Annotated in this window: 14 protein-coding genes and 2 pseudogenes; 12 read left to right on the forward strand and 4 right to left on the reverse strand. The window is 29.8% G+C overall.

What is annotated here, in order from left to right; translation table 11 throughout:
- Positions 1–34 precede the first annotated feature (34 nt).
- Entirely contained in the window at positions 35–1039 is a 1005-nt protein-coding gene (locus Q0F58_RS12650; RefSeq protein WP_294377117.1) for an AraC family transcriptional regulator, read from the reverse strand.
- A 418-nt stretch (positions 1040–1457) separates the two neighbouring features.
- Here Q0F58_RS12650 and Q0F58_RS12655 point away from each other — a divergent pair, with 418 nt between their 5' ends.
- The 5 genes from Q0F58_RS12655 to Q0F58_RS12675 are packed head-to-tail and all read left to right on the forward strand — an operon-like array spanning position 1458 to position 6439.
- Positions 1458–2408 carry an iron-hydroxamate ABC transporter substrate-binding protein gene (locus Q0F58_RS12655; RefSeq protein ID WP_294377119.1) on the forward strand — a complete coding sequence of 317 codons (951 nt, stop codon included), beginning with the start codon at positions 1458–1460 and terminating at the stop codon, positions 2406–2408.
- Positions 2395–3390: an iron ABC transporter permease gene (locus Q0F58_RS12660; RefSeq protein ID WP_294377122.1), complete on the forward strand. Its 996-nt coding sequence runs from the start codon at positions 2395–2397 to the stop codon at positions 3388–3390. The genes Q0F58_RS12655 and Q0F58_RS12660 overlap by 14 nt, the downstream gene beginning before the upstream one ends.
- On the forward strand, positions 3390–4397 hold the full coding sequence (locus Q0F58_RS12665; RefSeq protein ID WP_294377124.1) for an iron ABC transporter permease: 1008 nt from the start codon (positions 3390–3392) through the stop codon (positions 4395–4397). The genes Q0F58_RS12660 and Q0F58_RS12665 overlap by 1 nt, the downstream gene beginning before the upstream one ends.
- A gap of 3 nt (positions 4398–4400) precedes the next feature.
- Positions 4401–5195: an ABC transporter ATP-binding protein gene (locus tag Q0F58_RS12670; protein ID WP_294377126.1), complete on the forward strand. Its 795-nt coding sequence runs from the start codon at positions 4401–4403 to the stop codon at positions 5193–5195.
- Positions 5192–6439 (forward strand): MFS transporter, encoded by a 1248-nt coding sequence (locus tag Q0F58_RS12675; RefSeq protein WP_294377129.1) that lies wholly within the window; start codon positions 5192–5194, stop codon positions 6437–6439. The genes Q0F58_RS12670 and Q0F58_RS12675 overlap by 4 nt, the downstream gene beginning before the upstream one ends.
- 150 nt (positions 6440–6589) lie before the next feature.
- Here the strand turns inward: Q0F58_RS12675 and Q0F58_RS12680 are convergent, their stop codons facing one another.
- Positions 6590–7087 carry an HAD family hydrolase gene (locus Q0F58_RS12680; protein WP_367118183.1) on the reverse strand — a complete coding sequence of 166 codons (498 nt, stop codon included), beginning with the start codon at positions 7085–7087 and terminating at the stop codon, positions 6590–6592.
- A 22-nt stretch (positions 7088–7109) separates the two neighbouring features.
- Here Q0F58_RS12680 and Q0F58_RS12685 point away from each other — a divergent pair, with 22 nt between their 5' ends.
- The 7 genes and pseudogenes from Q0F58_RS12685 to Q0F58_RS12715 all read left to right on the forward strand — a co-directional run bounded on the left by Q0F58_RS12685 (position 7110) and on the right by Q0F58_RS12715 (position 13920).
- Entirely contained in the window at positions 7110–7541 is a 432-nt protein-coding gene (locus Q0F58_RS12685; RefSeq protein ID WP_294377151.1) for a hypothetical protein, read from the forward strand.
- A gap of 107 nt (positions 7542–7648) precedes the next feature.
- Positions 7649–7897, forward strand: a pseudogene (locus tag Q0F58_RS12690) (AAA family ATPase); the annotation flags it as partial.
- Between the two features lie 15 nt (positions 7898–7912).
- Positions 7913–8286, forward strand: a pseudogene (locus Q0F58_RS12695) (endonuclease V); the annotation flags it as partial.
- A gap of 181 nt (positions 8287–8467) precedes the next feature.
- The gene (locus tag Q0F58_RS12700; protein ID WP_294377132.1) at positions 8468–11563 is read left to right on the forward strand and encodes a hypothetical protein; all 3096 of its coding nucleotides are present in this window, start codon (positions 8468–8470) and stop codon (positions 11561–11563) included.
- Between the two features lie 537 nt (positions 11564–12100).
- A complete protein-coding gene (locus tag Q0F58_RS12705; protein WP_294377135.1) occupies positions 12101–12736 on the forward strand; it encodes a DUF4405 domain-containing protein in 636 nt (211 codons plus the stop codon).
- Positions 12733–13278 carry a TetR family transcriptional regulator gene (locus tag Q0F58_RS12710; protein ID WP_294377140.1) on the forward strand — a complete coding sequence of 182 codons (546 nt, stop codon included), beginning with the start codon at positions 12733–12735 and terminating at the stop codon, positions 13276–13278. The genes Q0F58_RS12705 and Q0F58_RS12710 overlap by 4 nt, the downstream gene beginning before the upstream one ends.
- A 24-nt stretch (positions 13279–13302) precedes the next feature.
- The gene (locus Q0F58_RS12715; protein WP_294377143.1) at positions 13303–13920 is read left to right on the forward strand and encodes a flavodoxin; all 618 of its coding nucleotides are present in this window, start codon (positions 13303–13305) and stop codon (positions 13918–13920) included.
- Positions 13921–14035: 115 nt separating this feature from the next.
- Here Q0F58_RS12715 and Q0F58_RS12720 read toward each other — a convergent pair whose 3' ends face one another.
- Both Q0F58_RS12720 and Q0F58_RS12725 read right to left on the reverse strand, forming a co-directional pair.
- The gene (locus Q0F58_RS12720) at positions 14036–15082 is read right to left on the reverse strand and encodes a low specificity L-threonine aldolase (protein WP_294377145.1); all 1047 of its coding nucleotides are present in this window, start codon (positions 15080–15082) and stop codon (positions 14036–14038) included.
- A gap of 179 nt (positions 15083–15261) precedes the next feature.
- On the reverse strand, positions 15262–15711 hold the full coding sequence (locus Q0F58_RS12725) for a hypothetical protein (protein ID WP_294377154.1): 450 nt from the start codon (positions 15709–15711) through the stop codon (positions 15262–15264).
- Positions 15712–15818 lie beyond the last annotated feature (107 nt).

Raw genomic sequence — 15818 nt, forward strand, 5'->3', positions numbered from 1 at the left:
ATATAGTAAAGATGCAAAAGTTAGGATAAGGAAATTATCCTTTGGCTTTTCTAAAAGCCAAAGGAGTTTTTCCATGGACTTTTTTAAACATTTTTACAAAATTGCTGCTGTAATTATATCCAATCTCTTTTGAAATTTCATCAATGCTTAATTCAGTTGTAGATAATAAATTTTCAGCCATTCCCATCCTGATGGAATTAGTATATTCACTTATAGACATATGATATTTAAACATAAATCCAGCCTTTAATTTCTGTTCATTTAAAAAGACCATTTTACTCAGACTTTTTATAGTTGGGGGATTCAATGCTTCTTTTGTTAATATATCATAAGCTTTTTGGAGAGCCTGAATATCTGAAAAGCTCAAAGTAAGATATCTGTCTTTTCCTATTTTAATTTCACCATAATTTATCTGATTGGTAAATGCATTCTGTGGAGAAGAAGATATTTCATCATAAAGAACAGAAATACATTCTATAATTTTGCTTTCAAGATATAACGGAGTAAGCATACGTGATTCAGCCATGCTCCTTAATTTTTGAATAATTGATATTACTTCAAGAGGCAGATAATGATAAGTATAATTATTAATAAAATTATCAAAGCCTATTATATCTGGAAAAGCGGGTTTTATTATATCATCAAAATATTTTTTATAAATGGTTATTTCTGCACCATGAAAATGCTGACCTTTTTTCCAAACTTGTTTACCTTTTAATTCTTTTTCAACTACAAAAAAAGAAGAAGGACTAAAAGAAGAAACAGGATTATTTTCAATTTTGAATTCAGTTTTTCCACTATATACAGTGCCAAAACGCATTAACTCTTGCTCATGATTAAATACCATGGAGAAATCAGTAGGTATTGTGTAATCTCCTACTCCAAAATCATAGTAACCTTTTCTTCTATATCTAAGGAAGTAACCAAGATCTGGTCTATTATCATTTTTATATATAGTATAATTATCTTTTTCAAATGGTGAAAAAGTAATTTCTTTTAAAACTTTATTTTGAAATTCTTCTGGTGTTCTAGATATCATTTGTGTAACCTTTCTTACAATTTGCAATGGATGATGAAATCTTTGTAAAATTTCTTTGACTATTATTTTATGCTTTATAAAATATTCACAATTAATATTTTATCCAAATCAATTGAAATAATATCTTTAGGTGAAACTTATTTATAGAATTATTTAATTCATAATGGATAAAATAAACCTAAACAATACATATTCTAATAAAGGATAGAATTTTTGTAAGATTTCTTTATTGTTTTTCATATATAAGATAAATTATAAATTCAATTTTAATCCTAATATATCATAACATAAATTATCCTTATAGATGATAAAATTATTAAATTAGGTGCATATATTGAAATGATAATGACTCTCATATACAATTTGGTGAGTAGAAAACAGCAGTAGAAATAATCTATTGCTTAAGGAGGTAAAACATATGAAAAAAAGATTACTTAAAATATTAGCAGTGTCTTGTGTAGCAGTTTTGATGTTTGCAGGATGCAGCAAATCAGGAAATTCAGATAACAATAAATCATCAGAAGATACTGTAAAAGTTACAGATGTAAGAGGTGAAGTTGAAATACCGAAGAATCCTCAAAGAATAGTTGATTTAAGTGGTAATAGTGATATTTTATCTATATTAGGTTATAAAGTAATAGGTACAGCAAACAGTGATGCCTATGACTACACTAAATTCCCTTCATATTTAGAAGATACTTTGAAGGGTGCAGAAATTTTAGGGTACAGTATGCAGGATACTATGGATGTAGAAGCTGTTATGAATTTAAAACCAGACTTAATAGTTATATCAACAGTTCAAGAAAAAATGTATGATCAATTAAGCGAAATAGCTCCTACAGTTATGATTCAATTAGAAGCTTTAAACTGGAAAGATGATATCAGAGCTTTTGCAGAAATATTCAATAGAGAAGATGCAGCTAATCAATGGTTAAAAGATTATGAAGAAAAATCAAAGATAGCTGGAGAAAAAATAAAAGAAGAATATGGTGAAGATACAAGTTATCTTTCATTCTTAGCAAGCGGCGGACAATTCTTTATCTTTGATGGAGCAGGGTTTGGAAGTGTATTATATGATGATATGAAACTTGCAAAACCAGAAGGAATGCCAGAGCAGAGTGATATAAGCCTTCCTGTTGTAACTTATGAAGGTCTTGCTTCAATAAAAACAGATTATATTTTCTTAATAGCAACAGCTGAAGATCTTGCTCAATTAGAAAAGAATGCTATATGGAATAGCCTTCCAGCAGTTAAAGAAGGAAAAGTTGTAGTATTAAATTCATCACCATACTTTAACCAAGGATATAGTCTTATTGGAAGACAATTATTAGTAGATGAAATAGGTGATATGTTAAATGAAACAAAGTAAGAAATATACAACAACAATATTTGTAAGTTGTAGTTTGTTACTTCTAGTAATAGGAATGGTTCTGGCTGTACGTCTGGGATCCGTTCCTATTAGTTTTTCTGACATCTTTAACAGCATATTCAATTATAATGATACTTTAGAACTTATGCTTGTCAGAGATGTACGTATTCCAAGAGTACTTGCTGTACTTCTTACAGGAGGAATACTAGGAGTAACAGGTGCAATGATTCAGGGAGTTACAAGAAATCCAATAGCAGAGCCATCAATACTTGGAGTAAGCCAGGGAGCAACATTGGTAATTGCTATTTTTTATGCACTGGGAATTTCAGTTACCACTACAAATGTAATGATAGCATCATTGATAGGTGCATCTATAACAGGAATAATTGTTTTAATGTTTATATCGAAAAAAGCAAACAATAATTCTATTGCAAAGATACTTTTAGCAGGAACAGCTATGAGCACATTTTTTATTTCACTCACTACTATAATAGGACTTTTATCAAATCAATCACAAATGATAGGGTTCTGGGTGTCAGGTGGATTTAGAAATGCTACATGGGCAGATTTTAAGCTTGTATTAATTGTAGGAGTCATAGGGATGATAATAGCTGTTTTATTATCACCAAAGATTAATATTTTAAATCTTGGAGATGATGTTGCTATTGGTCTAGGTGAAAATCCAGAAAAGATAAGATTCATGACACTTATGGTTATTATACCAATGAGTGCAGCAGCAGTTGCAGTTGGTAAGAATATAGCATTTGTAGGGCTTATAGTACCTCAGATTGTCAGAAAGATATTAGGTGAAGATTATAGAAGGAATATACCATGTTCATTTCTGCTTGGTGCAGTTCTTCTGACTTATGCAGATATTTGTGCAAGGATGATATTCAATCCTTATGAAACTCCAATTGGTGTATTCACTGCATTGATAGGAATTCCATTCTTCATTTCAGTAGCAAGAAAGGAGAGAGGATAATGAAGAAAAAAAGATTCAGCGTAGTTTTAGCAGTTTTAATTACTTTATTAATTATCTCCTTTGGAGTCACACTTTGCTGGGGTACATACAAGGTTACACCAATAGAAGTTATAAACACTTTTCTTGGAAATGGAACTAAACTTCAGAATACAGCAATATTAAGCATAAGACTTCCAAGGCTTTTAGTTGGAGCTTTTGTAGGAGTTGCTCTTTCAACTGCAGGTGCAATATTGCAGACTATAACTAAAAATGATCTTGCTGATACAGGAATAATAGGAATAAATGCAGGAGCAGCAGTGGCAGCGGTATTATTCATCACTTACTCTACTGGAACATATTATACTGAACTAGGCAGCCTGTCTATCTTTGTTCTACCAATAATGGCTGTTATGGGAGCAGCAGTTTCGTCATTCATAATATATATGATGTCAAGCAGAGGTGGAATAAGACCTAAGAGGCTTCTTTTAATAGGGATAGGCTTAAATGCAGGACTTAATGCATTTATAACATTCTTTACTTTCAGAGGAGGAGTTGGAGATTATAACAGAGTTCTTATATGGACATCAGGTAGTCTGTGGGGATCAGGTGCAAGTTATGCAAAAGTTATAATACCAATAGTAACTATATTATTTGGTATAGTTTTATTAAATCATAAAAAGCTTGATGTTTTAAATCTTTCAGATGAACTTGCATTATCTTTAGGTCTTAATATTGAAAAAGAACGAAAGAAATTTTTAAGTTTAGCAGTGTTACTTGCAGGAACTGCAACAGCATTTGCAGGAAATATCGGATTTTTAGGGCTTCTATCTCCTCATATTGCTAGAAAATTAGTGGGACCATATCATAAGAAATTTATACCTGTATCTGCAATGATAAGCGTAATAATAATTCTTATTGCAGATGCAGTTTCAAGAAACTTATTTTCACCAATTGAAATTCCAGTTGGAATAACAGTATCAATATTTGGAGTACCATATTTTATTTATTTAATGATGAAGGAGAAATAATTGATGGAAGCTATCAGTGTAAAAAACTTAAGCGTATCATATGAAAATAATAGTATAATTGAGAATATGGATTTAAGTATACCAAAGGGAAAAATCACAATAATAATTGGAGCAAATGGATGCGGTAAATCTACTCTTCTTAAAACTATATCAAGAATAAATAAACCTAAGACAGGGGATATTTTCATAAATAATAAAAATATCAAGAATATAAAAGAAAAAGATATTGCAAAGGAAGTAGCCTTTCTTCCACAAGGACCTGTATGTCCAAGTGGTCTTACTGTAAGAGAACTTGTAGCTTATGGAAGATTCCCACATCAAAAAATGATAGGAGGTCTTAACAGTCATGATAAAGATGTTATAGACTGGGCAATAGAAGAAACAGGTCTTAGTGAATTTAAAGACAAGGAAGTTGAAAATCTATCTGGAGGTCAGAGACAAAGAGCATGGATAGCAATGACTCTGGCCCAGGAAACAGAAATAATAATGTTGGATGAGCCTACTACTTACCTTGATATGTCTTATCAGCTTGAAGTATTAGAAGTGCTTGAAAAACTTAATAAAGAAAAAAATATAACTGTAGTAATAGTTCTTCATGAACTTAATAATGCATGCAGATTTGCAGATAATATAGTAGGACTTAAAAAGGGAAAAGTAATCTGCGAAGGAAGACCACTGGATGTAATAAACAAGGAAACCCTTAGAACTATATATGGAATAGATGCATCTCTTGTACATAGTGAAGATGGCAGATATCCAATATGCATGGAATATGAACTTTCAAGGGAGATGTCATGAGAAACAAGAACTTTATAATAATTGTACTTGGTCAGATAATATCACTCTTTGGAAATTCTATTCAAAGGTTCAGCATGTCACTATACTTACTTGAATTTACAGGCAGTACATCAGCTTTTGCTAATATACTTGCAATATCAACTATACCTTATATTGTTGCAGCTCCTATTGCTGGGAGATTATGTGATAAAGTAAACAGAAAAAAGATAATGGTATATCTTGATTTTATTTGTACAATAGTAATAGTATGTTATACTATTATTTTATTTAATAGAATGGATAATGTTTTTATTGTCGGAACTGTAATGTTTATATTATCAATATGCTACACATTATATGGTCCGGCAGTAACTTCTTCTATTCCGCAGATAATAGAAGAAGACAAACTTACATCTGCAAATGGAGTAATAAACCAGGTAAATTCAATAGTTAATTTTGCTGGGCCAATAATTGCAGGAGTTCTTTACGGACTTATTGGAATAAAGTTTATAGTAATTATCAATGCAGTAAGTTTCTTAATATCAGCAATAATGGAATTGTTTCTTGATATTCCTGATATAAAAGGATCAGTTTCAGATGAAATTAATGATAACAAAGTATTTACAGCAGATTTTGTGAAAAAATCTTTTATAGATATGAAGCATACTTTTACTTATTTAAGGGAGAAAAATAAGGTCGTTTTAGGAATAATAGTTTCGTATGCATTATGTAATATTTTCTTAGTACCGATTTTATCTATAGTTGCACCGTATTTTATAAATGTACTGCTTGGACTTCCATCCCATATTTATGGAATAGTAGAAGCAGTGTGTGTGTTAGGAATGATAATTGGAGGTTTATGGATAAGTGTAAAACCAGATAAGTTTTCTATTAAAAAAGTACACTATACATATTTTCCTATGATAGCAGGTATGACTTTTATGACAGTCATAGGATTCCTGAATATAAATAATTATGTTCTGGCAGGGTTATTTGCATTTTCAGGTATGGCAATTATGCTGTCATTATCATTATCAAATGTACTCACATTGACATTTATACAAAAAGAAATACCAGAAAATAGGCTTGGAAGTGTATCGGCATTTTCAACAGCAGTAGCAACCGTAAGTGTTGCTCCAGGACAGCTTTTATTTGGACAGATAATTGAGTGTGGAATACCTCTGGGAATCATCTTAATGATAACGGCATTAATAAATTTAAAATTAATTTTATTTATAAAGTGGAATGTTAAAAATATAAAATGATTAAAAATGTATCATTATCAATTATAGAAGTTTACCTGTTAATTAAAGTGCAAGGGAACATGATTAATTTTAATATAAATTGCAAATATGAACTTAGTTCACATTTGCAATATTTCCTGCATAAATCTGAATATGAATTAAAATAATGATTTAAACTAATATATAATTTTCAATTCCATATGAAACTCCATCTTCAGATACAGATTTAGTGACTTTATCACCATGGTCTTTAATTTCATCTAAAGCATTCCCCATGACAATACCGCATCCTACAGTATTAAGCATTTCAATGTCATTATGACTGTCACCAAAAGCAAAACTGTTTTCTATATAAATATTAAAATGTTCTAGAATTCTATGTATTCCTGATGCTTTTGTATCTTTACGGGAATATAATTCAAATAATTTAAATTCATCAAAATATGTATATCTGAAATTATCATCTTCTAAAGTTCTGCAGAAATTATAAGCTTCATTATCTAAACAATGCATTTCAATTTTACATACATCAAGATTTTCAATATCAAAATCATCTTTTATATATCTCATAGATATACCAATATCTTTATAAAAAGCTCTCTGAGACTTAAAATCTGATTTTAAGTAAGAGTATTCTTCACATTCAATTTTTCTTGATGCATCAAGTATAAGTTACTGCATTGCTAAACTAATTGCTGCACAGGATAAAAAAGTTACAATAATAACTAATATGATTGTAATGTCATCCATAATAGAATGTACAAATAATGTAAATATAATATATATTGGTGGCAGCTATAATTCTATAGTTGGAGGGACTATTGGTTCTCATTCTATAAATACAATAAGAGATTATCATTGCAACAAAGCATTTATTGGGTGTGGAGGCATAAATCTTCAGACTGGAAACTTAAGCACATCAATTGATGAAGATGCTAATACCAAAAGAGCAATTATGGACATTTCAAAAGAATGTTATCTTTTACTGCTGAATCAGAGATTTTATATTGATGCAGTATATAATTTTGGAAAGTTATCTGAAATTGATTCAGTAATAACAGAAGATACACCTGAGAATATTATTGTTAATGAACTTAAGAAATATAATGTGAATCTGATTTAAAAACCATGTCGAGGGATCGATTATTATGTGATCGCATTATTGTAATATATTTATTGAATAAAAAATAGATAAGTGTGTATAATTAACGTATAAAAGCAGGTGAAACAGTGAACTTATATTTAAATACCAATACAGCACTCGAAAATTATAATCAGTTAGTAAGATCTAAATATTTTGTAGATAAGTCTAATATAATAGAAAAAATAAATAATATTGTGGAGACTTCTGATAAATATATCTGTATAACAAAACCAAGACGTTTTGGAAAGTCATCCATAATAAATATGATTGGATCATATTATACAAAAAATCATGATTCAAAAGATGTTTTTGATAAGCTTGATATAAGTAAGAGTGACAGTTATTTAGAATATTTAAATAAATATAATGTTATAAATCTATCTTTCAGTGAGATACTCATGCTTCGTTTTTTTTGAAAAAGCCTACATTAGGAGTAGCAAAAAGCTATTATAAAATAGACAATCAAGATTTTATAATGCCTGAAAATGTTGAAGGTTCATATTCTGATATTTTTATTAAAAATGAGGTATATGGACGAGTGTTGAGGACACATAAAAATGTAAAGCCTATCTTTATATCTGCAGGCAATTATATAGACTTAGACACTTGTATGAAGATAGTGAATAAATTAATAAAAAAAGATAGTCATATTCCTATTCCAACAAGAGAAGCTGATATTTTAACTCATGTAAGAAGAAAAGAAAGCAGGAATATGAATTTATAGAAGATTGTTTATACACAATATAATTAGAAAATAAGAAATATTTAAATAGATGGCTGTATCAAAATTAAATTTATTTGATACAGCCATTTTTAAGTAAAAATACAAAATTACCCCTAAAGTAAGTGAAAAAAATGTCGATAAAAAAGAAAAAATAAAATATTATGAAAGTAGAGGGATAAATATGAGAAATGATATTAAAATAGCAGCTTTATTAGGGGTGATTGCTGTAAGCAATGTGAGTATTGCAGCACCTGTATATGCTGTTGAAAACAAAAATTTAAATAATCCTATTGAAAGCAGAAATAGTGTGGAAAACCAAATAATATATTTAAGAGATGGAGAAGGAGATATTAATTCAGGTAATGGAAGCAGAGACAATCCATATAACAATATACGTACAGCTTTAAAAAACATAAAAGATGGACAAGTTTTAAAACTGGTAGATACAGTTCAATATACAAAATATGAACAACATAGTGATGGTTCAGCCTTACCACTAAAAATAGATAAAAACATAACTATTGAAGGAGTGGATTCAAACAGCAGTCTGAATTTAAGAGCACCAATACAGCTTGAAGCAGATGTGACATTTAAAGATATGAAATTGGAAATGGTAACTGAAGTTATCTTAGGAAAAAGTGCAGATGATAAAGAAAGCAGAATGCTCGGACAGGTAAATTCTTTAGGAAGCACTATTTATGTGGCGGGACATGAATTGACATTAGATAATGTAGATACAAAACTTGGTGAAAATGCTGCTCAAAGTGATTTAAGACCATTTATAAGTGGGGGAGCATACAAGGACAGCAATGATTTAGGAAAAAAATCAATAATTAATATAAAAAATCCTAATGGAGAAACTAAATTTTCTGGAATATTTGCAGGGGACTACTGGGAAGACAGGAATATGGATGTTGAAATTAATATTGATGGAAAATATGGTGAAGTAATAGATAAAAAAATACATACAGGAGGAATAATTGGAAAATTAAATGGTAATGTTGTTGTAAATTTTTCAAATAAAAGCCTTATCAATGATATTACTATGAATATTAACAATGTAAATAATTTGATTTTGGAAAAGAATTCAAGAATAACATTGCCACAAAATGGTGAATTTGAAGCTGAAAATGTTACTTTAAATAAAGGTTCTGTAATTGATTTTAGATATATGAATTCAGATCCAACTATTAATGGAAATTTTGCAGGTGTAGACAATATAAGTGATCCTCAGGAAGGAGGTGGTGTTATATTAGATACTGATCAGACACTTCATATTAATGGAAGAGTTTCTGGCCTTACAAGATTAAACAGTAATGGTGTAGAAAATATGAAAGTATTTAAGGATGGACATAATTATATAATTGCAGATAAAGATTCAACAGGTGAATTCTCAATTGATGGTTCTCAATACACAACAAAATATGAGTTAAATAAGTCATATAATGAAAACAGTGTTTTGTGGACTATAGAATCTATTTCTTCATTAGATAATTTTGGTTCATTTAAATTACTTGATGGAGATTATAAAATAATAAATCCTAGCTTTAGAAGTGAGTATTCATATAAATTTGAACTTTTTGATTCAGATGGAAATAAATATAAACCTACTCAGATTGATCTATTTAGTAATTTTTCATGTTCTGTTGAACTTGCTAATGGAGAAATCATAGATGATTCTTCATCAGAAGAAGATATGGATTTAGAGATTATGTTTAATGATGAAAAAGCTGGTTCTGAATTGGATGAACCTAACCAGGTAGATATTGTTGTAAATAATCCAGATAATATTATTGGAAAAATGACACTTACAATTATGCATATAGGTACTGGAGAAAAAATATCAAAAACTATATATGTAATGAAAGAACAGGAAGAATTATCAGGTACTATTGAAATTATAGGAGAAGCTGTATCTGGAGGAACATTAAGAGCAGATACATCTAAATTGCAGCAAGATGCTGAAAATTTAAAATATACATGGTATGTTGGTGATGCAATAAAAAAGGTCAGTGAAGACAGCGAATTTGAAATTAAAGAAGAATATATAGGGAAAAGGGTTAAAGTTAAAGTTGAAGCTGGAAATTATGATGGAGCAGTTTTTAGTGATGAGATTATAGTTAAGGAAAACTCAGGAGGAGGAAGTACACCAGATAAGCCAGAGGAGAATCCAGGAGGAGAGAACAAACCAGATAAGCCAGAGGAGAATCCAGGAGGAGAGAACAAACCAGATAAGCCAGAGGAAAATCCAGGAGGAGAAAACAAACCAGATAAACCAGAAGAAAATCCAGGAGGAGGAAGTACACCAGGGAACCCAGAAGAGAATCCAGGAGGAGGAAGTACACCAGATAAGCCAGAGGAGAATCCAGGAGGAGAAAGTACACCAGATAAACCGGAACAGAATCCAGAGGAAGAGGAAAAGCCAGGAAATAATACAGTGGATAAAGAAGAGCTTATAAGCTATTATAATAAGTGCGTTGACAGAGATTATAATAAAAATAAATTCACAAAGACAACTTTTACTGCATATGAAAAAGCATTGAGAAAAGCTAAAGATATAATTAATGATAATAATTCGAAACAAGAAGAAGTAGATTCAGCATTAAAGAATTTAAAGAAAGCAGTAAGTGGACTAAAGAAAAAGAGTACTTCATCTTCAGGAAGCAGTGGAAGCTCATCTTCAAAAAATAATAATAACTCATCTTCATCAAATGACGAAAATTCATCTTCTTCAAAGAATGAGAGTTTATCTTCAAATATAAATAAGGAAGATGTATCATCTGCTGGAAATAGCAGCAGTATTACTGAAAGTATGCCTCAGACATCAAATCAAGGGACTACTTGGGATAAACAAGGAGAAAATTGGAAGGTTATTTCATCAGATGGAGATTATGTTAAAGGATGGCATAAAGATGAAAATGCCGGAAAGTGGTATATGCTTGATAGAAATACAGGTGATATGATTACTGGATGGTATAAGGATGAAGACAGCAAATGGTATTATCTTGATACTAATTCAGGAAGCATGGTTACAGGGTGGCACAAGGATACTGATGGAAAATGGTATCATTTAAGCAATTCAGGAAATATGAATACTGGATGGTATAAAGATACTAATGGAAAATGGTATCATTTAAGTGATTCAGGAAGCATGAACACAGGGTGGTATAAAGACATTGATGGAAAATGGTATTATTTAAATTCTGATGGTTCAATGGCTATTAATACTATAATTGATGGATATAAAATAGATAATGATGGAGTGTGGAGAGGGTAATTCATATTAAAATATCCGCATATGAATAAAGTTTATATATTAAAAATGAACTGCTTAATGTCAAATAGACAGAGGCAGTTCATTTTTTCTTTATTATCAAACGATGAAGATGTGTGTATATTTTTAAGAGATAGTAAGATTTACATTTTAGGGAGTCAGATATTTCGCATTTGTATGGATTAACAAAAATGTTATATTGTTAAAGAATTAAGAATTGCTTTAAATTGTTTTTCATATGATTTTTTATAATTAATATAGAAAGTAATATTCACTTCAGGGTCAGTTAAGGGAATGAGAATACGATTTTCGCTATTATTTTTTGAACTGGTCAAATTTGTTGCAAAAGAAGGCAGAGCAGAAGTTCTTCTCAATTCGTTTAATGCACTTACTTCTTTTTGAATAAGGAACATAGAATCTGGCATTTTAGTTTTACAAATGTCATACCATAAACCAATATCAGAATGATAAATAATATGCGTATTCATTAATAATATACAATAAAAAGATGTATATGTTAGATTTTTAAAGAGGCAGTATATGAATTTTAAATCGACCATAAAAATGGTAATTGATATTTCAATGAGCATATTATTATTTCTGCTTATGTCTTTTCAGTTTACAGAACAGAAAAATCATGAGGTTATAGGTGCAGCTATGCTTGTGCTATTTCTTCTGCATAACATCATGAATTATAGATGGTATTTAGCGCTTGGAAAAGGAAAATATTTCTTACAGAGAAGTATTATGGTAATAGCAGATATACTTCTTCTTTCAGATATGATTGCTGTTATGATAAGTGGCATGAGGATGTCGAGATACGTATTTAAATTTCTTGATTTAAACATGAGCCAGTCATTTGCAATGAATCTGCATATGTTTTCAAGTTATACAGGATTTTTATTGATGGGATTTCATATAGGATTGCATTATGGAATGATTAAAGGAATGTTCTGTAAAGCATTTCGTATTGCAAATAAAAGCAAGATACAGATATTTATATTAAAAGGCATCGCTAAAATAATACCAATGTATGGAGTTTATGCATTATTTAAAAGAAATTTTATATCTTATATAACATTGAAAATGCACTTTGTTCTTTGGGATTATGAAGAACCAGCAATTTTTTATGAATTAGATCTGCTGGCAATAATGATTTTAATGATTTTTAAATGAGTTTTAAAGAAATTACAATTAAAGAGATTGGAAATGCAACATCTTTTACCCGTACTTCCATATATAATTATTTTCAAACAAAAGAAGAAATTTTTCTGGCATTGCTGCAGAGAGAATATGAATTGTGGATAGAAGATTTAAATTCTATATGTAATGATAATGATTTGACGACAAAAGCTGAATTTGCTGAGGTATTATCTCATTCTGTGGAAAGAAGGAAAAATCTCTTAAAGCTTCTGTCAATGAATCATTATGATATGGAAGAAAACAGCAGGATGGAGTGCCTTGTAGAATTTAAAGTTGCATATGGAAATTCTATGGAGGCAGTAAGAAAGTGTCTTGATAAATTTTGTCTTGATATGAATGAGAAGGAAAAGCAGAATTTTATTTTTTCTTTCTTTCCATTTATGTTTGGAATCTATCCATATACTGTGGTAACGGATAAGCAGAGGGAAGCAATGAAACAGGCGGGTATAAATTATATATATATGACAATCTATGAAATTACATTTGCAGAAGTAAAAAGATTATTAAATGTATAAATATTTTTGAAAGGGGCTGTTAATATGAAAAAATATTTAACTTTTTTTATGTCTATTGTGTTGGTAGTATTTGCGTTAGTAGGATGTCAGGAACAAAAAACAGAAAGTAAGCTGCAGACAAATGAATCAAATACAGCAGAAGCAGTAAAACCTAAGGCTGATGATTCCAGCACTGCAGTAGTTTATTTTTCGGCTACAGGTACAACTGCGAAAGTTGCAGACAATATATCACAAATATTAAATGTTCCTTGCTATGAGATTGTACCAGAAAATGTCTATTCATCAGATGATTTGAATTATAATAATGATGACTGCCGTGCCAACAAAGAAATGAAAGATGAGTCAGCACGTCCAGCTATCAGCAATGATCTTAGTGCAGTAGATAATTGTACAACACTATATATTGGTTATCCTATCTGGTGGGGAACTGCACCACGTATAATTAATACTTTTTTAGATAATCATAATATGAATGGAAAAACAATATACACTTTCTGCACATCAGGAAGCAGTGATATTGAACAAAGCATAAACGATTTAAAAAAGAATTATACAGACATAAATATAGCTGGAGGACAAAGATTTGGAAGCAGTGCTTCTAAGGAGGATGTTCAAAAATGGCTTAATAGCTTAGGAGAATAGTTTTAAAAACTATAATAAAATATAGTAAGCAAATTAATAAGCACACAATTTATTTATAATGCAGTTTAAACAGCTGATTATAAATAAATTGTGTGCTTTGCAGTATTATGTATCTTTATAATATATTTATAAGTGCATTAACATCTTCTTCTTTAGTAGCCCAGCTTGTAACAAAACGTATAACAGTATGTGTTTCATCATATTTTTCCCAGAAACTGAATTCAACTTTTTCGGATAATTTCTGCATTTTTGTGTTTTCTAAAATCACAAAAATCTGATTTGTTGGGTTATCTAAATAAAGTTTATATCCTTTTTCTATTAAAGCATTTTTTATCTTATTTGCAAATTTTATTGCATCTTTACCTATATCATAGTATAAATCATCTGTAAATAATGTATCAAATTGTATTCCTAGTAATCTTCCTTTTGCTAATAATGCACCATGTTGTTTTATAAGTGTAAAGAAATGAGGAATATAGTCTTTTTTAGGAATAACAACAGCTTCACCAAAAAGAGTACCGCATTTTGTGCCTCCAATATAAAAAGCATCACATAATCTGCTTATATCTTTAAGTGTAACATCATTTTCAGGGCATCCTAATGCATAAGCTAGTCTTGCACCATCTAAATATAGGGATAAACCATTTTTATGACAGATATTACTTATTTCTTCTAATTCGTTATAAGTGTAAAGTGTTCCATATTCAGTGGGCTGTGAAATATAAACCATTCCAGGCATAATCATATGATCACGATTATCATCTTCTTTATATCCAAGAATAGCCTTTTCTATGTCATGTGCTGATATTTTTCCTAAGCAGCTAGGCAGTGTAAGTACTTTGCGTCCAGTAAATTCAATTGCACCAGCTTCATGGGCATTTATATGACCAGTATCAGCTGCGATTACACCTTGATATTGTCTCAAAATGGAATCAATTACTGTTGCATTTGTCTGTGTACCACCAACTAAAAAATATACATCAGCTTCTGGAGCTTCACATGCTTCTCTTATTTTCTGTCTTGCAGATTCACAAAAAGAATCTGTTCCATATCCTGGTGTCTTGTATAAGTTTGTTTTTGCTAAGTTTTCTAAAATTAGCGGATGAGCTCCTTCCATATAATCTGAAACAAAATATAGTTTGTCGTTAATTTCATAATTCATAAGTCAAAATCCTTTCTAAAGTTACTAATTACAATATTAATAAAATTTATTATACAATAAATCAAATTGTGATACAAACTACATTTATGCATATTAATGTTAAATGTTAAAGCTAAAAATAGATTATTGATTTATGCTTTACAAAATAAAAAACATCAAATAATAAACTGGGTTAAAGTTTAAGTATCAACATGTGGTACATTGTTTATTATTAATTTTATAAAAGTATCTGGAGATACAATTCTTACTTTTGAATTATTATTTAATCTGTTTACAACATCATTGACATTATCCATAGTATTGCTACATACATGAACATATACAAATGTATAGGAATTAGGATCATTAATATTAGTGTATCCAGAATCTACTCTATGATTAATATGTTCAATAAGCATATTTTTATCATAATTTAGATAAAGTAATGCATCTATATTAGAATTACAAGTGTATTTAGCCCATAAGTCTTTCTTATAGAAAGCTTCATCATCTAGAATCAGAATATATTTCATTATCATAAAGGTTGTAGTCCTGCCGGCACCAGCTTTGCAGTGAAAGTGAAGCCATGTATTTTCAGGCTGATTCTCCACAAAATCAATAAAATAGTCAACCATATTATCATTAGGCAGACCGTTACTAAAAACTTATAAAAATCTATAAAAAAATTATAAAATCTTATGTTTTATTCCTTTTTCATTGTATCTGTTTTGGTAATAGATAAATCTAAAACTACTCA

It is taken from the genome of uncultured Clostridium sp., from assembly GCF_934754915.1.
Lineage (GTDB): Bacteria > Bacillota > Clostridia > Clostridiales > Clostridiaceae > Clostridium.